Origin of the sequence: Bifidobacterium sp. FKU, from assembly GCF_026016385.1 — a bacterium.
In the GTDB taxonomy this organism is placed as follows: Bacteria; Actinomycetota; Actinomycetes; order Actinomycetales; family Bifidobacteriaceae; genus Bifidobacterium; species Bifidobacterium infantis.
The window spans coordinates 678,893-697,088 of record NZ_CP092888.1; the positions used below are offsets into that span (position 1 = coordinate 678,893).

Here is an 18,196-nt window from a genome sequence, read left to right on the forward strand (position 1 = left end):
CGTCCCTCTCCCTTTCGTGTTTTCATGGGGCATCGCGTCGCGTCGTACGGTGCCACATTATTCGCAATGGATATACCAATAATTCTGCGCATTCATCGCAGACAACAATCGAGATACTTACAAGAAAGGGGGAGCAGTGATGGATCAAATCATCATGTTTGTCAGCCAGTTGTTCAATGGCCTGAAAATAGGCAGCGTGTACGCGCTGGTGGCATTGGGCTACACCATGGTCTACGGCATTATTCGACTGATTAACTTCGCCCACGGCGATTTCATCATGGTCGGTGCCTATGTGCTGATGCTCACCATTCCCGCAATCGTCGCTATGGGACTGCCCGCCTGGGTGGCGGTCATTCCCGCCGTTCTGGTTTGTGTGGCCGTCGGTGTCATCGTCGAAAAGGCCGCGTACAAGCCGGTGCGTGAAAAGGGCAATTCCATGACGGCCCTGATTACCGCCATCGCCATGTCGCTGTTGCTGGAGAACGGTTCCCAAGCCGTCTTCGGCGCCGACTTCCAGACCGTGCCGACTATCTTCCACCTGCCATCCATCGCGTTCGGCAAGCTGAAACTGCCGGGTGACACCCTGCTGACCATCGTCATCGGCCTGGTCATCATGGCCGGTCTGCAACTGTTCGTCAAATTCACTCGCCAAGGCAAGGCCATGCGCGCCGTTTCCGAAGACAAGGAAGCCGCCGTGCTCATGGGCATTAATGTGAACTCCACCATTGCCCTGACCTTCGCCATCGGCTCCGGCTTGGCCGCAGTCGCCTCGCTGATGTACTGCGCCGCCTACCCACAAGTCTCCCCGATGATGGGCGCCATGCTGGGTCTTAAGGCATTCGTCGCCGCCGTGCTCGGCGGCATTGGTTCCATTCCCGGTGCCATGATCGGTGGTCTGGCCATCGGACTGATTGAAAGCCTCACCAAGGCCTATATCGGTACCATTACGGGCGGCATCATCACCTCGGCATTCTCCGATGCCATCGTGTTCGCCATCCTGATCATTGTGTTGCTCGTCAAACCGTCCGGCATCATGGGCAAGAACGAAGGGGAGAAGGTCTGATCCGATGAAGAAGACAATGCTTTCCACCAAACAGTCCTATCTGGTGTGCTTCATCGGCGTCCTTGCCGCATTCGGCGTTGTGATGGCGCTGTGCGAATCCGGCTTGGCTGATTCCTACATCAAGGGCATCATGATGACCGCGTGCATCGCCATTATCATGACCACCTCGCTGAACCTCACCATCGGCGTGCTCGGACAGCTGACGTTGGGCTGCTGCGGGTTCGAGGCCATCGGTGCCTACGTGGCTGCGCTGGCCTCCAAGTACATGGTGGCCGCTGGCATCGGCGTCGATCCCACCACCCGTTTCCTGATCACCACGCTACTTGGCGGCATCGTGGCTTGCGTATTCGGCATTCTGATCGGTATCCCGGCGCTGCGTTTGCACGGCGACTACCTGGCCATCATCACGCTGGGCTTCGGCGAGATCATTCGCGTGATCATCCAGAACCTCAAGGTCGCCGGTGGAATGGGCCTCGACAAGGGCGCCGCCGGACAGGCACTGATCGGCATTGACCGCACCGCCAACCTGTATGTCGTGTTCTGGATCATGGTGGTCACCGTGGTCGTGCTCTTCATGTTCAGTCGCTCCCGGTACGGCCGTGCCGTCAAGGCCATTCGTGATGATGAGATCGCGGCCGGCGCATCGGGTCTGAACACCACGTACCTCAAGGTGTTGGTGTTCGCGATTTCCGCGTTCTTCGCAGGCATCGCCGGCGGTATCTTCGCCCAGTACATCGGCTCGTTGAACCCGACCATGGCCGGCTGGCTCAACTCCATTAACTACGTGATCATGGTGGTGTTCGGCGGCATGGGCTCGCTCACCGGTTCGATCGTTTCCGCCATCGGCCTGACCATCCTGCCCGAGCTGTTGCGTGCCTTCGCCGATTACCGCATGCTCGCCTACTCGGTGGTGCTGGTGCTGGTCATGATCTTCCGCCCGCAAGGCATCTTCGGTTCGTGGGAGTTCTCGCTGCCGAGGCTGGTCAACCGCATGCTACTCCGCGGAACGGCTGGTAAAGGCGCAAAATCCGCCGCCAAGGCGGATGCCGAGCCGGAGACCCCCGAGACCGCAACGAAGGAGGCCTGACCATGAGCGATAACAGTCAACCCATCCTCAAAGCCGAGCATCTCGGCATCACCTTCGGTGGTCTGAAGGCCGTATCCGACTTCAACATGACCATCAACAAGGGTGAACTCATCGGTCTGATCGGCCCGAATGGCGCTGGCAAGACCACGGTGTTCAACCTGCTGACCGGCGTGTACAAGCCCACTGAAGGCGAATTCTGGCTGGATGGCGTCCGGATGAACGGCAAGAAGACCTATCAGGTCGTGCGTGCCGGTATCGCCCGTACCTTCCAGAACATCCGACTGTTCAAGCAGCTCACCGTTGAGGAGAACGTGCTCGTCGCCTTCGACGAGTCGTTCACCTACCGTATGGGTAGCGCCATCTTCCGTACCCCGGGCTTCTGGAAGCAGGAGAACGAGATGCATGAGAAGGCCATCGACCTGCTGCGCATCTTCAACCTCGAGGGACTGGCCACCACCCAGGCGGCCAACCTGCCCTACGGCCAGCAGCGCAAGCTCGAAATCGCGCGTGCACTGGCCACCGGCATGAAACTGCTGCTGCTTGATGAACCGGCCGCCGGCATGAACCCCACCGAAACCGAGGATCTGTTGCACTGCATCAACACGATTCGTGACCGTTTCGGCATCGCCATCCTGTTGATCGAACACGACATGAGCCTCGTGATGAGCGTCTGCCAGCGCATCCAGGTGCTCGATTACGGCCGTACCATCGCCTCCGGCACGCCTGAGCAAATCGCCAACAATCCGCAGGTCATCTCCGCCTATCTGGGCAGCGACAACAATGATGACGCCGACGGCGATTCCACATCCAAGGCTGAACCGGAGCCGAGCATCGCCAAGACGATTCAAGAAGAAGGAGCACGCTGATGCTGGAAATCAAGGATCTGTGTGTCTCTTATGGCGCGATTGACGCGGTCAAAGGCATCAGCATGCATGTGGATGACGGCGAAATCGTCTCCCTGATCGGAGCCAACGGTGCCGGCAAGACCACCACTCTGCATACCATCACCGGTCTGGTACCGGCAAAATCCGGCAGCATCACCTATGACGGGCATGATCTGCTGAAAACACATGCCAACAAGATCGTCACCCTAGGTATGGCACATGTGCCGGAAGGCCGCCATGTGTTCACCCGCATGAGCGTGCAGGAGAACCTGGAGATGGGCGCATTCAGCCTCAAGGACCAGTCCGGCCTCGGCAAGGATCTTGAGATGGTGTTCGACTATTTCCCGCGTCTTAAGGAACGCCGTCGCCAGCTGGCTGGCACGCTTTCCGGCGGCGAGCAACAGATGGTGGCCATGGGGCGTGCCCTGATGAGCCACCCGAAGACCATTCTCATGGATGAGCCGTCGATGGGCTTGTCTCCGTTGCTGGTCAAGGGAATCTTCGACATCATCGTCACGCTGCGCCAGCGCGGCATCACCGTGCTGCTGGTGGAACAGAACGCGAGAATGGCCTTGTCTATAGCCGACCGCGCTTACGTGCTGGAAACCGGCAAGATAACGATGGAAGGCAAGGCTTCGGACTTGCTGCACGATGAGAAGGTTCGCAAGGCATATCTCGGCGCGTAACGCCTTGCAGTGCCAATGTTCCCGCTGACGGATGTCGTCTACAAACGCTTGAGGCGTTTGCTTCATGGCGACGTACGCCGGCGGGAACATTGATATGTGCCACTATGGTACGTGCTACTGCGCGTAATGCTGCAGGGCGGAGGCGTCCGCGTCCGTGATTTCGCTTATTAAACACTCCTGTAATTTCGCGAAAGAGCATGGAAGGACTCATTGTATCTACGGTCTGTGCGTGCGGGGCGAATCGGAAAACGGCAGTACGGCAAACGAGCGATGATGAACTATGCAAGTCGGGGCGCAATGGTGCAATGGTAGATTGTGAATACACAGGCGAACGGAGGTGGCGTGAGCGTGGAGGGCGGAACAACGCTGAAAGTCACGGATGAATCGCTGGCACAGGCGGCGCGTGTCATCCGGGATGGTGGATTGGTCGTCATTCCAACGGATACGGTATATGGAGTGGCGTGCGATCCGCGTAATAAGGCCGCTATCGACCGTATCTACCGGCTCAAGCGTCGCCCGCGCTATAAGGCGTTGCAGGTACTGCTCGCATCCACCGACCAGCTTGATGAGCTCAGTCTAGACCTGCCGTCTCCACTGAATCGTTTGTCGGCGGCGTTCCTGCCCGGCGCGTTCTCGCCGATTGCCGTAGCCCGGCCCGACTGCACGTTGGAGACTTTGGCCGACACCGCCGATGGTCGCCCCGGCACGCAGGGCATCCGCATCCCCAATTCGGCGCTGTGCCTCGCGATTCTCAAGGCCACTGGTCCGCTGGCCGCGTCCAGCGCCAACCGTTCCGGCGACGAAAGCGCACAGACCGTCCAGGAGGCGGTTGATGCGTTCGGCAGCGAAGTCGACCTGTATCTGGACGGCGGTCCCACCCAAGGCCATGTCTCCAGCACCGTCGTCAAAGCCGATCCGTATGCGCGCGACGGCATCGAGATCCTGCGTGAAGGCGTCATCGCCCAAAACGTGATTCGCAAGGCCCTCCACCTCAACGGCGGGGGACTTGGCGCATGAGAATCTACTTACTGATTGCCGCCATCGCCGGTGGCGTCACCTGGCTGGTGACTCCGCTGATTCGCCACGTCGCCATCGAAATCGGTGCGGTTGGCGAGGTGCGTGCCCGAGACGTGCACACCATTCCCACGCCGCGTATGGGCGGCCTTGGCATGCTTATCGGTTTTGCCGTGGCTACCGTGTTCGCCAGTCGGCTGCCTTTTCTCTCGGGATTGTTCGACGGCAATCATCAGATGTGGGTGATTCTTGCCGGCGGCATCATGATCAGTCTGCTAGGCATGGCCGATGACCTGTGGGATCTCGATTGGATGCTGAAACTTGCCGGTCAGCTGCTGATTTCCGTATTCGTGGCCTGGGGCGGATTGCAGATCATCTCACTGCCTTTGGGCGATTCGCTGATTACCGCCTCGCCGAGTCTGTCCATGGCGATCACCGCATTCCTGATCGTCGCCTCGATCAACGCGGTCAATTTCGTTGATGGCCTCGATGGTCTGGCGGCCGGTATCGTGGCGATTGGTGGCATAGCGTTCGCCGCCTATTCGTATATCATCGCCCGGTCTTCCCCGAGTTATGCTTCGTTGGCCACGCTGATCGACGTGATGATGGTGGGTATCTGCGTGGGCTTCCTGCTGCATAATTGGCATCCCGCCAAACTGTTCATGGGCGATTCCGGTTCGATGCTGCTTGGCTATCTCATCACCTGCGCTTCGATTGTGATGACCGGACGTCTTGACCCGGCCTCGATTCATGCCAGCATCTATCTGCCGGTGTTCATACCAATTCTGCTGCCGGTTCTGGTGTTGTTCCTGCCTGTGCTCGACATGTGTCTGGCGATTGTGCGGCGTTTGGCCAAAGGCCAGTCGCCCATGCATCCGGACCGTATGCACCTGCACCATCGCATGCTGAAGATCGGGCATTCGGTGCGTGGCGCCGTGCTGATCCTGTGGGGATGGGCCGCGCTGATCGCATTCGGTTCGCTGACGATTCTGTTCTTCGAAGCGCAGCATGTGGCCGTGGGCATGGCCATCGCCGTGGTGGTGCTGACCATAGCCACGATGTACCCCTATCTGCGGCATCGTATTCCCGAGATCCAAGCCGAGAACCTGACGCTCGAATCCGCACGAAAGAACGCGCAGTATTCAGTGTCTAAATCGCAGTCTGCAGTAGGGGGGAGCCGGGATTCGATTGGCTCTCAGGCAGCGGATTCGATGACTGATTCGCCTGCGGATTCGCGGGACTCGCAGGTGGGTGAGGTGCAGGACCCGGCAACGGATAAGTGAGCGCTCACAAGCGTGTGTCGTGAAGGTCAGCGCATTTTCATATAGTGTTTACATGGCTACAAACCTTGATGAATTGAACGCCCAGTCGGCGTATGCTCCCCTTCCCCCGATTTTCGCCAAGCTCGGCCTTGCCTATGATGATGTGTTGCTGCTGCCGAACGAGACGGATGTCATTCCTTCCGAAGTGGACACCAGCACTCATCTGACCCGCGAGATCGTGATGAAGGCCCCGGTCCTCTCCGCTGCCATGGACACTGTGACCGAGTCCGAGATGGCCATCGCCATGGCCCGTAACGGCGGCATCGGCGTGCTGCACCGCAACCTGTCCATCGACGACCAGGCCGCTCAGGTCGACGTGGTCAAGCGTTCCGAGTCCGGTATGATCACCGACCCGCTGACCGTCAGCCCCGAGGTCACGCTGGCCGATCTCGACAAGCTGTGCGGCAAGTTCCACATCTCCGGTCTGCCGGTTGTGGACAAGGAGAACAAGCTCGTCGGCATCATCACCAACCGTGACATGCGCTTCATCGCCTCCGATGATTACGACACCCTGAAGGTCAAGGATGTCATGACCAAGGAGAACCTGGTCACTGGTCCGTCCAACATCTCCAAGGACGACGCCCACCGTCTGCTCGCCCAGCACAAGGTCGAAAAGCTGCCGCTGGTCGACGACGAAGGCCGCCTGACCGGTCTGATCACCGTCAAGGACTTCGTCAAGACCGAGCAGTACCCGGACGCCACCAAGGATGAGCAGGGCCGTCTGCGCGTGGCCGCCGGTGTCGGCTTCCTCGGCGACGCCTGGCAGCGTGCCTCCGCTCTGATGGAGGCCGGCGTGGACGTGCTCGTGGTCGACACCGCTAACGGTGAGGCCCGTCTGGCACTCGACATGATCTCCCGCCTGAAGCATGATTCCGCGTTCGACGGCGTGCAGATCATCGGCGGCAACGTGGGCACCCGTTCCGGCGCCCAGGCCATGATTGAGGCTGGCGCGGACGCCGTCAAGGTCGGTATTGGCCCCGGCTCCATCTGCACCACCCGTATCGTTGCCGGTGTCGGTGTCCCGCAGCTCACCGCCGTGTACGAGGCCGCCCAGGCCTGCCGTGCGGCGGGCATCCCCTGCATCGCCGACGGTGGCATCCACTATTCCGGCGACATCGCCAAGGCCCTCGTGGCCGGCGCCTCCTCCGTGATGCTTGGCGGCGCGCTCGCCGGCTGTGAGGAAGCCCCGGGCGAGAAGGTGCTCCTGCACGGCAAGCAGTACAAGCTGTACCGTGGCATGGGCTCCCTCGGTGCCATGGCCCCGCGCGGCAAGAAGTCCTACTCCAAGGACCGCTACTTCCAGGCCGACGTGACCTCCAGCGATAAGGTCGTGCCGGAAGGCGTGGAAGGCGAAGTGCCGTATCGCGGCCCGCTGAACGCGGTGCTCTACCAGATGCTCGGTGGCCTGCACCAGTCCATGTTCTACATCGGCGCCCACAACATCGCCGAGATGCCGGAGCGTGGCAAGTTCATTCGCATCACCGATGCCGGTCTGCGCGAATCGCACCCGCACGATATCGTGATGACCGCCGAAGCCCCGAACTACTCCGGCTTCCACAACAACTGATTGGTTGATGCCCGCTAGCTTGCGCTAGTTAGGGGTTGATTCCTTGTGAAAAGGGTCTGCTTATGCAGGCCCTTTTCGCGTATGTGGCTCGAGATAGCTTGTACGCGCTGGGGTATAGTCTGAACTGTTCTTGTAATAACGGGTGACATGACGAAAAGAGGCTTACCATGGTCGACAGCCATGATGCAGAAACTTACAGCGCAAAGGATTCGCGCCTGATTTGGATTGACTGCGAAATGACGGGCTTGGATATCTTCGGCGGTGACGAACTGGTCGAAGTGTCCGTAGTGCCCACTGATTTCGATTTGAATGTGCTGGATGAAGGTGTGGATTTCGTTATCAAGCCGAGTCAGAAGGCTGTGGACCATATGAACGACTTCGTGCGCAACATGCACACCCGTTCTGGTTTGATCAACGAATGGGGGCATGGACTGAGCCTCGAAGAAGCTGAGCAGAAGGTCACCGATTATGTGCTGCGCTTCACTCCGGAAGGCGTGCGCCCGCTGCTCGCCGGCAACACCATCGGCTCCGACAAGAAGTTCCTCGACCACTACATGCCGGACCTCATGAGCCACCTGCATTACCGCAGCGTGGACGTGAGCACCCTCAAGGAGCTCGCACGCCGCTGGTACCCGGCCGTGTATCGCAACCGCCCCGCGAAGAACGGCGGACACCGTGCCCTTGCCGACATCATCGAATCGCTTGACGAGCTGCGTTACTACCGTAAGGCCTTCATGGCCCCCGCCCCCGGCCCGGACGATGCCGCCGCCAAAGCCATCGCCGCGGACATCGTGTCGACCAGCATCCTCAATAAGTAGTCCGCCGTACTTGGCTCCCCTCCCTGAGGGGAGTCTAGAGAGGTTGATATGCGCCAAACCGAAGCCTTGGCCATTCTGAACGCCGGCGCGAACGTGTTCCTGACCGGTGCGCCCGGTGCCGGTAAGACCTATGTCTTGAACGAGTTCATCCGCCAGGCTCGGGCCGACGGCGCCAGTGTGGCAGTCACCGCGTCCACAGGCATCGCCTCCACGCATATCAACGGCCAAACCATCCATTCGTGGAGTGGCGTCGGCGTGGCCACCGCCCTGAGCCCGAGTCTGCTCAAACTCATCAAATCCCGGCGCAAACGCAAGATTCAGGCTACGGACATCCTCGTCATCGACGAGGTCTCCATGCTGCACGCATGGCTGTTCGACATGGTCGACCAAGTCTGCCGCGAAGTGCGTCGCGACCCACGCCCGTTCGGAGGCATCCAGGTCGTGCTGTCCGGCGACTTCTTCCAACTGCCGCCGGTTTCGGTGTCCGGGCGCAACCGCGACCTCATCGCCCCCACCCCCGAATTCATCGCCAGTCGCGAACGGTATGCCCGTGCCGGCTTGAACCCCGAAGGCTTCATCACCGAATCGCTGGTATGGCCCGAACTTAACCCGGTAATCTGCTATCTGACCGAACAGCACCGTCAGGACACCGGCGAACTGCTGACCGTGCTCACCGACATTCGCGAAGGCGACGTGACCCAGTCCGACCGTGACGTGCTCGTCACCCGTCTGGGCAAACTGCCCGAGCCCGGCCAGGTCGCCGTCCACCTATTCCCGGTGAACCGGCAGGCCGACAATCTCAACGACATGCGCCTGAACCAGATCATGCTTGAGCCGCACGAGTTCCACGCCGAAACCGCGGGTCCCGCCAATCTGGTCGACCGGCTCAAGAAGAACATGCTGGCCCCCGAGCGACTGGTGCTCAAGGAGGGCGCGGCTGTCATGGCCCTGCGCAACGACACCGATCGCCAGTACGTCAACGGCTCGCTCGGGACCGTGCGCGGCTTCGCGCAGGAGAACAAGGGCGGCTGGCCGATCGTGGAATTCGAAAACGGCAACATCGTCACCATGAAACAGGCCACATGGGAAATGATGGACGGCGACACCGTGCTCGCCTCCGTCTCTCAAGTGCCACTGCGTTGCGCGTGGGGCATTACCATCCACAAATCGCAAGGCATGACGCTCGACCGTGCGGTTATGGACCTGAAGCGCACCTTCGCGCCGGGCATGGGATATGTGGCGCTGTCACGAGTCGAATCGCTGGGTGGACTGTATTTGGCTGGCGTCAACGAACGCATGTTCCTCGTCTCGCCCGATGCCGTGGTGCTCGACGACGACCTGCGCGAAGCCTCGGCCTCGGCCTCCGACCAGTTGGCCGATGAAGGTGCAACCGCGTTCAAACCTGCTGATCCGGACGAATTTGGTGCCAATCCCGATGATGACTTCGCCCAGGACGCGTTATTTTGACGGTCGATATATCGAGCGACCGCTAATTTGAGTGTTTCTGCACTTCGAGGGGCGAATTTTGAGTTTTCGGGACATCTACTTCCGTTTCAAGGGGCTGATGTCCAAGTAGACAACGCTTAAAAACGGCGGAATGACGTTGGTATGAAGCCGTTTCTATGTGCGATTGAGCGGATGACCAGCCCCTCGAAACGCAAGTAGATGTCTCCAAGAGGCGGAATCGGCCCCTTGAAGCCGAAGAAGACACTGCGAACTTGTCTTCATTGAGGAACTGAACGGCTACCATGGAATAAGCGGTGGAATAAGCGGTGGTAGTTATGGTGCTATCCGAGATATTTCGTGGAAACAATGAGGTTCGCGAGGCCGCCCGAGCCGGTGTGCAAATCGATACGGTTAGTGTGGCTAGTGCGTCAGATGCAGCAAGCGCGGCAGACGGCAGCGGCAAAATCACTGGCGCAATACGTCCGCCAGCGGTGGCTGGTTCGTTCTACCCCGCTGACCGCACAGCGCTCAAGCAACTCATTACCCATCAATTGGATTACAGTCGAGAGGTTCTGCAACAGTTGGAGCCCACGCTTCCAGCGGGAGTGCCAAAGGCTGTAATCGTGCCGCATGCCGGTTATGTGTATTCCGGCACGGCGGCCCTTGCCTATGCTTTGCTCGAACGAGGGCGGGGAAGCGTGACTCGTGCGGTAATTGTGGGGCCGACTCACCGTGTGGCCGTGTGAGGCGTTGCTTGCTCTACCGCAGCGGCGTTTGAAACGCCGCTGGGCACGGTGCCGGTAGATGTTGTTGCTGAGCGTAAAGCTTTAGGCTTGGAATCGGCTTCCGATGAGCCGCTTCGTTCCGGTACACATGCTCGTCCGGGGGCACCGGCTCCCGCAATGATCGTCAATGACCCCACACATACGCAGGAGCATGCCGTGGAAGTACAAATTCCGTTCCTGCAAACCGTGCTCGGCCCAGACCTCACTATTGTGCCGTTGAACGCGGGCGACGCCACGCCACAAGAGGTGGCGATGTGTTGCGTGCTTTGTGGGGCGGACCGGAAACCGTCATCGTGATTAGTTCGGATCTCTCGCACTATCATCCGCACGAAGTCGCCCGCGCGATTTAGCGCAGATCGCCAATACGCGCGGCGATCGTCCTCATCGATTTGAGGCTCGCCTCATAGCGCGCGGCTGCCACAATCAGAATGATGCCGCCCAAAGCAAGCCACACCCACCAGTAGTGGCGGGAGAATTCGGCCCGCCATGGCCACAGCACAGTTACCGTGCTGACGATAAGAATCACCGTGCCGTAGATCAACGGTGCTTGCAGCAAACGCACACCCACAATCAGCGCGGCCGCTCCGGACAGGCCGGCGATAAGATCCACTGGGGCATACGGTTGCGGGTTGGTCCATGCGAGGCCGAGAAGTATTACACCGGCAAGGATGGTGGCGCATGTCTCAATAACCTGTGATGCGGTCAGCCGTCCCGACGAACGTCCGAATCGCTCTTGCGCGACTGATGGCTGGTTCGGCTGCGTCATCGTGCCCTCCTACCCTTCTAGCCGTCATTGTTGCGTGAGTGAGTCCGAATACCAAGATGAAGACCGGAATAGTGCGAATAGCAGGCGGGCTTGTCGGTTCACGCGAATATCTTGGAACACATGACTTCCAATACCCTTCGTATGTCAACCATGTTCCTGCGCACCCTGCGCGAGGACCCCGCTGATGCCGATGTCGATTCGGCCAAGCTGCTGCAGCGCGCCGGCTATATTCGCAAGGCCGCACCCGGTATCTGGACCTGGCTGCCGCTCGGTCTGCGCGTGCTGAACAAGATCGAGGCCATCATCCGCGAGGAGATCAACGGCATCGGTGCCCAGGAAGTACACTTCCCGGCCCTGCTGCCGCGCGAACCCTACGAGGCCACCCATCGCTGGGAGGAGTACGGCGATAACATCTTCCGTTTGAAGGATCGCCACGAGGCCGATTACCTGCTGGCTCCCACCCACGAGGAGATGTTCACCCTTCTGGTCAAGGACATGTACTCCTCTTACAAGGACCTGCCCGTAACCCTGTACCAGATCCAGACCAAGTACCGCGACGAGTTCCGCCCGCGCGCCGGCCTGATCCGTGGCCGCGAATTCATCATGAAGGACGCCTACTCCTTCACCATTGATGAAGAAGGCATGCGCAAGGCCTACTATGACGAGCGCGGCGCTTACGAGCGCATCTTCCAGCGTCTCGACCTGAAGTACGTACCTGTGTTCGCCATGTCCGGCCCGATGGGTGGCTCCGCATCCGAGGAGTTCCTGGCTCCGATGCCGATCGGCGAAGATACCTTCGCGCTGGCGCCTTCCGGCAAGGCATGGAATGTTGAGGCCCTGAGCACTCCGGAGCTGCCGGAAATCGATGCTTCCACCACTCCCGCCGCTTCCAAGGAAGCCACCCCGGATGCCAAGACCATCGACAACATGATCGAGCGTGCCAACGCCGACCACCCGCGTACTGATGGCCGTGAATGGCAGGCTTCCGACATCCTCAAGAACGTGGTGATCACCGTCAAGCACCCTGAGGATGAAGAGCATGACGAGCCGTGGCGTGAAGTGATTGTCGTCGGCGTGCCCGGCGATCGTACGGTGGATATGAAGCGACTGGAAGCCCAGTTCGCTCCCGCCGAGCTTGAGGAGGCCACTGAGGAAGACCTGAAGCAGCACCCCGAACTGGTGCCCGGCTACATCGGACCGATGGTGCTTGGCCCGCAGGCTGAGGCTGCCGGCGTGAAGAACCCGGTTCGCTACCTGGTCGACGCGCACGTGGTCAAGGGTTCCGCTTGGTTCACTGGTGCCGATGAGAATGAGGTCGACTACTACAACCTGGTGTACGGCCGTGACTTCAAGGCCGACGGCGTGGTGGAAGCCGTTGAGGTTCGCCACGGCGACATGAGCCCGGATGGTTCCGGTCCGTTGAACTTCGAGCGTGGTGTGGAAATCGGTCAGGTGTTCCAGCTGGGTCTCAAGTACTCCAAGGCGCTGGACCTGAAGGTGCTCGACCAGAACGGCAAGGCCGTGCCGGTGTGGATGGGCTGCTATGGCATCGGTGTTTCCCGCGTGCTGGCCTGCATCGCCGAAACACACCACGACGAAGCCGGCTTGGCTTGGCCGTCCGTGATCGCCCCGGCTGCCGTGCACGTGGTGGCCACCGGTAAGGACGCCGTGGCGTTTGAAGGTGCCGAGAAGCTGGTCGCCGAGCTTGAGGCCAAGGGCCTTGAGGTTATTTACGATGACCGCAAGAAGGTGTCTCCGGGCGTCAAGTTCAAGGATGCCGAGCTGATCGGCGTGCCGCTGGTCGCCGTGGTCGGCCGCGATTACGTCAACGACGGCACCATCGAACTGCGCGACCGCAACGGCGAAAACAAGGTCGCCGTGCCCGCCGCCGAAGCCGCCGACGCGCTCGCCGAGCGCTTCGCCGCCCTCAGCTGAGTCCCACTTACTCAGCCTCGGCGTTAATCGCATCAAGCGCCATTCTGCCCAGTCGCAGAATGGCGCTTTGTTGTGGATAACCGAAACTTATCCACATTCTTAAAATTTCGGGTCTTCGGAATATATAGTGGAATTACTTTCTTAATAGTTTAAAAACAACTGGTGTTTAAATCGGATTTTCTGGTGGGATGTTAGGAAAATCAATAGTATTATATAAAAGTATCAATCACATACGAGTGATACTTTGGGAAAAAAATAAAATAGTCCAATTTACTTGACCGTGTACTATGGTACATGGTTTATAATATTCAGGGGGTGAAATAAGATGATTTATCGCATTAGTGAGTTTGCAGATAAATGTGGAGTTAATAAAGAAACGATCAGATATTACGAGCGAAAAAATTTATTACAAGAACCTCACCGAACGGAAGCTGGTTATCGGATATATTCATATGATGACGTTAAGCGTGTTGGGGTTATTAAACGAATACAGGAACTTGGTTTCTCTTTAAGCGAGATTTATAAATTACTTGGTGTTGTAGATAAAGATGAAGTTCGTTGTCAAGATATGTTCGAATTTGTTTCTAAAAAACAAAAGGAAGTGCAAAAACAAATAGAGGATTTAAAACGAATTGAAACTATGTTAGACGACTTAAAACAACGATGTCCAGATGAAAAGAAATTACATTCGTGTCCAATAATAGAAACATTATAACATGAGAGATTAATTAACGAAAGGAGCTTTTTTATGAATAAATTTAAGGTAAACATTTCAGGAATGACTTGTACGGGTTGTGAAAAACACGTAGAATCAGCACTTGAAAAGATAGGTGCTAAAAATATTGAGTCTAGTTATCGTCGTGGTGAAGCAGTATTTGAACTGCCCGATGATATTGAGGTTGAAAGTGCAATAAAGGCGATTGATGAAGCAAATTACCAAGCCGGAGAAATTGAAGAAGTATCATCACTAGAAAACGTGGCGTTAATTAATGAAGACAATTATGACCTTCTTATTATTGGTTCTGGTGCTGCTGCCTTTTCTTCGGCAATTAAAGCTATAGAATACGGTGCAAAAGTTGGAATGATTGAGCGTGGAACGGTTGGGGGAACCTGTGTGAATATTGGCTGTGTTCCGTCAAAAACTCTTCTTAGGGCAGGGGAAATCAATCATTTATCAAAAGACAATCCGTTTATAGGTTTACAAACATCCGCTGGAGAAGTGGATTTAGCTAGTTTAATCACGCAAAAGGATAAATTGGTGAGCGAACTTCGGAATCAAAAATATATGGATTTAATTGATGAATATAATTTTGATTTAATTAAAGGTGAAGCAAAATTCGTTGATGCTAGTACGGTTGAGGTCAATGGGACAAAGTTATCTGCAAAACGCTTTTTAATTGCAACAGGTGCATCGCCTTCGTTGCCCCAAATTTCAGGACTTGAAAAAATGGACTATTTAACTAGTACAACACTTCTTGAGTTAAAGAAAATACCAAAACGATTAACTGTAATTGGTTCAGGATACATTGGAATGGAGCTTGGACAACTATTTCATCATTTAGGTTCAGAAATAACGCTTATGCAAAGAAGTGAGCGACTTTTAAAGGAGTATGATCCTGAGATTTCAGAGTCAGTTGAAAAAGCGTTAATTGAACAGGGTATAAACCTTGTCAAAGGGGCGACTTTTGAGCGTGTTGAACAAAGTGGAGAGATAAAAAGGGTTTACGTAACAGTAAATGGCAGTAGAGAAGTCATTGAATCAGATCAGTTACTTGTTGCCACTGGAAGAAAACCAAATACGGATTCTTTAAATTTAAGTGCAGCAGGTGTTGAAACTGGAAAAGATAATGAAATCCTGATCAATGATTTTGGTCAAACAAGTAATGAAAAGATTTATGCAGCAGGAGATGTGACTTTAGGACCACAATTTGTATATGTAGCAGCCTATGAAGGTGGAATTATTACTGATAATGCTATTGGTGGATTAAACAAAAAAATAGATTTATCGGTAGTTCCTGCTGTTACGTTTACGAATCCGACGGTTGCAACGGTTGGTTTAACAGAAGAACAAGCAAAAGAGAAAGGGTATGATGTGAAGACATCTGTATTACCTTTAGATGCTGTTCCAAGAGCAATTGTAAACCGTGAAACAACCGGTGTATTTAAACTAGTAGCAGATGCAGAAACACTAAAAGTATTAGGGGTTCATATTGTATCTGAAAATGCAGGAGATGTCATCTATGCAGCATCATTAGCTGTTAAATTTGGCTTAACGATAGAAGATTTAACAGAAACCCTAGCACCATATTTAACAATGGCTGAAGGGCTAAAATTAGTTGCACTTACGTTCGATAAAGATATTTCGAAATTATCTTGTTGTGCAGGCTAAGGGAACTTTTTTACAACTCCCTATTCAAGTGAACCAGCTAATGCTTTAAGGGATTTTCTAAGTGCATTTGTGGTCACAAAAATAATTTAACACTGATGATTTCGACATCAAATCTATAATTGATACCTTAACACCGCAGAGTAATAAAGGATGAATAATATGTCAGACTTATTATCCCTACCAGACATTAAAACAATAGAACCGCCACAAGAAAATGAAACCGATATGATGTTTAAAGTTGAAGCAGTCGGACCACCTGAACGTTGTCCTAAATGTGGTTTTGACAAGTTGTACAAACACAGTTCAAGAAATCAACTAATTATGGATTTGCCCATTCGTTTAAAGCGAGTGGGCTTACAATTGAACCGTAGACGATACAAGTGTCGTGAATGCGGATCTACCTTCTGGGAACGCCTAATATCTGTAGATGAAAAGCGTAGTATGACCAAAAGGCTTTTAAAGTCCATTCAAGAGCAATCCATGTCTAAGACCTTTGTAGAAGTCGCAGAAAGCGTTGGTGTTGACGAGAAAACCATTAGGAACGTTTTTAAGGACTATGTGGCACTCAAAGAACGTGAATACCAGTTTGAAACTCCTAAGTGGCTTGGGATAGACGAGATACATATTATCCGTAGACCTCGGCTTGTATTGACTAATATTGAACGCAGGACTATTTATGACATCAAGCCTAACCGTAACAAGGAAACAGTCATCCAACGTCTTTCAGAAATCAGTGACAGGACTTACATTGAGTACGTCACAATGGATATGTGGAAGCCCTACAAAGACGCAGTGAACACTATCCTTCCACAAGCTAAAGTTGTCGTAGATAAGTTTCATGTAGTTAGAATGGCTAATCAAGCCTTAGATAACGTCAGAAAGTCTTTGAAAGCCCATATGAGCCAAAAAGAAAGACGTACCCTTATGCGTGAAAGGTTTATCCTTCTAAAGCGTAAACACGATCTAAATGAACGTGAATCATTCCTCTTAGATACTTGGTTAGGTAATCTTCCTGCTTTAAAAGAAGCCTATGAACTCAAAGAAGAGTTTTACTGGATATGGGATACTCCTGATCCAGATGAAGGTCATCTTCGTTATAGTCAATGGAGACACCGTTGTATGTCCAGCAACTCTAAAGACGCATATAAAGACCTCGTGAGAGCCGTAGACAACTGGCATGTTGAAATATTCAACTACTTTGATAAAAGGCTCACTAATGCTTATACGGAGTCAATTAACAGCATTATTAGGCAGGTAGAGCGAATGGGTAGAGGTTACTCGTTTGATGCCTTACGAGCCAAAATCCTTTTCAATGAGAAGCTCCATAAAAAGCGTAAGCCACGATTTAATTCAAGTGCTTTCAATAAAGCTATGTTATACGATACTTTCAATTGGCATGAAGTGAATGATCACGACATTACAGACAACTTAGGTGTCGATTTTTCCACACTTATTAAGAATTTGGAGAAGGGTGATTTATAAGCCCTTTTCCACCATAAAATCCGAATACCCAAAATTTCAACTGCGTCACAGTATCCACATTTGCCAGTTGCCCTTGTGCACTTCAAACGTCATGCCTCACAGTGGAGGTACCGCTGGGGCGTGCAAGCCGGCAATGAAGCCGGAGACAGGCTCCGGCGGTCCACATCCAAACAACAGGCCAGCAGGCCGAGGAAAGGACCGATCATGGCAAATCAACAAGCAGCAGTGACCGTCACCGGCTTTGTGGCCGGTGATCCGACACTAGGCGGAACTGAGAGTTTCCGCGTGCTGACATTCCGTATGGGCAGCACCCGCAGTCGACTCAACCCGACTACCAGACAATGGGAGGATTACGGAACCGCATGGGTGGGCGTCAAAGCGTTCCGTGCTTTGGCCGTGAACGCCGCCAGTTCGGTTCGCCGCGGTGACCGCATCATTGTGGTCGGTTCACTCATCACCGAGCAGTGGACCAATGAGCAAGGCGAACCGCGCAGCAGAACTGTTCTCGAAGCTACCAACATTGGGCATGACCTGACCTTCGGCACCACGTCGCTGATCAAGCCACAGCGTGCCGGTAATGGTAACGGAGGCAATGGTGGCAACGGTAACGGCAATGCCAACGGTGCCGCCGAAGGTATGGATGGCGGAAACGGGCAACGAGCATCGTCGCCGTACGTTAGGCCAATGCAATATGGCGCGGGCGGTGCCGCATCCGGTGTGGGTATGGACCCGTATGCGACCTCGTCGGAATCTGGCCCCGTCGAATTTGGGGTCACCTCCGATTCCGGCCAATCACCGTCGCCATCAACCGAGTCGGCGGCTGCGTCCATGGCCGATGCCGTCATGTCGCAACCGGACGCTGGCGCTAATCAGCCACAGTCCGCAGCCCAACAAACCTACGTCGACGGTTTCGCCGAATCTTCCGATCCCGGCGAATCCGAATTCTGAGTGC

Annotated in this window: 15 protein-coding genes and 1 pseudogene; 15 read left to right on the plus strand and 1 reads right to left on the minus strand. The window is 55.1% G+C overall.

Going from position 1 to position 18,196, the window contains the following annotated elements:
- Positions 1-139 precede the first annotated feature (139 nt).
- The 10 genes and pseudogenes from MMB48_RS03130 (at position 140) to amrB (ending at position 10,969) form a co-directional block, all read left to right on the plus strand.
- Complete coding sequence (locus MMB48_RS03130) at positions 140-1,063, plus strand: branched-chain amino acid ABC transporter permease (RefSeq protein ID WP_012576981.1); 924 nt, start codon at positions 140-142, stop codon at positions 1,061-1,063.
- Between the two features lie 4 nt (positions 1,064-1,067).
- A complete protein-coding gene (locus MMB48_RS03135) occupies positions 1,068-2,150 on the plus strand; it encodes a branched-chain amino acid ABC transporter permease (protein WP_032743983.1) in 1,083 nt (360 codons plus the stop codon).
- A gap of 2 nt (positions 2,151-2,152) precedes the next feature.
- Complete coding sequence (locus MMB48_RS03140; RefSeq protein WP_012576983.1) at positions 2,153-3,016, plus strand: ABC transporter ATP-binding protein; 864 nt, start codon at positions 2,153-2,155, stop codon at positions 3,014-3,016.
- Positions 3,016-3,720: an ABC transporter ATP-binding protein gene (locus MMB48_RS03145; RefSeq protein ID WP_012576984.1), complete on the plus strand. Its 705-nt coding sequence runs from the start codon at positions 3,016-3,018 to the stop codon at positions 3,718-3,720. Before MMB48_RS03140 ends, MMB48_RS03145 begins: the two co-directional genes overlap by 1 nt.
- Positions 3,721-4,062: 342 nt before the next feature.
- Positions 4,063-4,737 (plus strand): L-threonylcarbamoyladenylate synthase, encoded by a 675-nt coding sequence (locus tag MMB48_RS03150; protein WP_014484639.1) that lies wholly within the window; start codon positions 4,063-4,065, stop codon positions 4,735-4,737.
- Entirely contained in the window at positions 4,734-6,017 is a 1,284-nt protein-coding gene (locus MMB48_RS03155; protein ID WP_032743982.1) for a glycosyltransferase family 4 protein, read from the plus strand. The genes MMB48_RS03150 and MMB48_RS03155 overlap by 4 nt, the downstream gene beginning before the upstream one ends.
- Positions 6,018-6,069: 52 nt before the next feature.
- The gene (guaB, locus tag MMB48_RS03160; protein ID WP_032743981.1) at positions 6,070-7,623 is read left to right on the plus strand and encodes an IMP dehydrogenase; all 1,554 of its coding nucleotides are present in this window, start codon (positions 6,070-6,072) and stop codon (positions 7,621-7,623) included.
- A 167-nt stretch (positions 7,624-7,790) separates the two neighbouring features.
- Positions 7,791-8,441: an oligoribonuclease gene (orn, locus tag MMB48_RS03165; protein ID WP_032743980.1), complete on the plus strand. Its 651-nt coding sequence runs from the start codon at positions 7,791-7,793 to the stop codon at positions 8,439-8,441.
- A gap of 48 nt (positions 8,442-8,489) precedes the next feature.
- Positions 8,490-9,908 carry a DEAD/DEAH box helicase gene (locus tag MMB48_RS03170; protein WP_032743979.1) on the plus strand — a complete coding sequence of 473 codons (1,419 nt, stop codon included), beginning with the start codon at positions 8,490-8,492 and terminating at the stop codon, positions 9,906-9,908.
- 314 nt (positions 9,909-10,222) lie between these two features.
- Positions 10,223-10,969 (plus strand): annotated as a pseudogene (gene amrB, locus MMB48_RS03175) (AmmeMemoRadiSam system protein B).
- A 49-nt stretch (positions 10,970-11,018) separates the two neighbouring features.
- Here the strand turns inward: amrB and MMB48_RS03180 are convergent.
- Positions 11,019-11,438 (minus strand): SCO7613 C-terminal domain-containing membrane protein, encoded by a 420-nt coding sequence (locus tag MMB48_RS03180; RefSeq protein ID WP_032743978.1) that lies wholly within the window; start codon positions 11,436-11,438, stop codon positions 11,019-11,021.
- A 120-nt stretch (positions 11,439-11,558) separates the two neighbouring features.
- Between MMB48_RS03180 and MMB48_RS03185 the strand changes: the two genes are divergently transcribed.
- The 5 genes from MMB48_RS03185 (at position 11,559) to MMB48_RS03205 (ending at position 18,192) form a co-directional block, all read left to right on the plus strand.
- A complete protein-coding gene (locus MMB48_RS03185) occupies positions 11,559-13,373 on the plus strand; it encodes a proline--tRNA ligase (RefSeq protein WP_032743977.1) in 1,815 nt (604 codons plus the stop codon).
- A 325-nt stretch (positions 13,374-13,698) separates the two neighbouring features.
- Positions 13,699-14,088, plus strand: a complete 390-nt coding sequence (gene merR, locus MMB48_RS03190) for an Hg(II)-responsive transcriptional regulator (protein WP_080714099.1) — start codon at positions 13,699-13,701, stop codon at positions 14,086-14,088.
- Between the two features lie 33 nt (positions 14,089-14,121).
- Complete coding sequence (gene merA / locus MMB48_RS03195; RefSeq protein WP_080714717.1) at positions 14,122-15,762, plus strand: mercury(II) reductase; 1,641 nt, start codon at positions 14,122-14,124, stop codon at positions 15,760-15,762.
- 159 nt (positions 15,763-15,921) lie between these two features.
- Complete coding sequence (locus MMB48_RS03200) at positions 15,922-17,244, plus strand: ISL3 family transposase (protein ID WP_032743809.1); 1,323 nt, start codon at positions 15,922-15,924, stop codon at positions 17,242-17,244.
- A gap of 204 nt (positions 17,245-17,448) precedes the next feature.
- On the plus strand, positions 17,449-18,192 hold the full coding sequence (locus MMB48_RS03205; protein ID WP_032744745.1) for a single-stranded DNA-binding protein: 744 nt from the start codon (positions 17,449-17,451) through the stop codon (positions 18,190-18,192).
- Positions 18,193-18,196: the final 4 nt, after the last annotated feature.

What these genes read in the sequence shown, in the direction of transcription:
- MMB48_RS03130 (WP_012576981.1), top strand. Translation starts at nt 140, where the DNA reads ATGGATCAAATCATCATGTTTGTCAGCCAGTTGTTCAATGGCCTGAAA.
- MMB48_RS03135 (WP_032743983.1), top strand. Translation starts at nt 1,068, where the DNA reads ATGAAGAAGACAATGCTTTCCACCAAACAGTCCTATCTGGTGTGCTTC.
- MMB48_RS03140 (WP_012576983.1), top strand. Translation starts at nt 2,153, where the DNA reads ATGAGCGATAACAGTCAACCCATCCTCAAAGCCGAGCATCTCGGCATC.
- MMB48_RS03145 (WP_012576984.1), top strand. Translation starts at nt 3,016, where the DNA reads ATGCTGGAAATCAAGGATCTGTGTGTCTCTTATGGCGCGATTGACGCG.
- MMB48_RS03155 (WP_032743982.1), top strand. Translation starts at nt 4,734, where the DNA reads ATGAGAATCTACTTACTGATTGCCGCCATCGCCGGTGGCGTCACCTGG.
- guaB (WP_032743981.1), top strand. Translation starts at nt 6,070, where the DNA reads ATGGCTACAAACCTTGATGAATTGAACGCCCAGTCGGCGTATGCTCCC.
- orn (WP_032743980.1), top strand. Translation starts at nt 7,791, where the DNA reads ATGGTCGACAGCCATGATGCAGAAACTTACAGCGCAAAGGATTCGCGC.
- MMB48_RS03170 (WP_032743979.1), top strand. Translation starts at nt 8,490, where the DNA reads ATGCGCCAAACCGAAGCCTTGGCCATTCTGAACGCCGGCGCGAACGTG.
- MMB48_RS03180 (WP_032743978.1), bottom strand. Translation starts at nt 11,438, where the DNA reads ATGACGCAGCCGAACCAGCCATCAGTCGCGCAAGAGCGATTCGGACGT.
- MMB48_RS03185 (WP_032743977.1), top strand. Translation starts at nt 11,559, where the DNA reads ATGACTTCCAATACCCTTCGTATGTCAACCATGTTCCTGCGCACCCTG.
- merR (WP_080714099.1), top strand. Translation starts at nt 13,699, where the DNA reads ATGATTTATCGCATTAGTGAGTTTGCAGATAAATGTGGAGTTAATAAA.
- merA (WP_080714717.1), top strand. Translation starts at nt 14,122, where the DNA reads ATGAATAAATTTAAGGTAAACATTTCAGGAATGACTTGTACGGGTTGT.
- MMB48_RS03200 (WP_032743809.1), top strand. Translation starts at nt 15,922, where the DNA reads ATGTCAGACTTATTATCCCTACCAGACATTAAAACAATAGAACCGCCA.
- MMB48_RS03205 (WP_032744745.1), top strand. Translation starts at nt 17,449, where the DNA reads ATGGCAAATCAACAAGCAGCAGTGACCGTCACCGGCTTTGTGGCCGGT.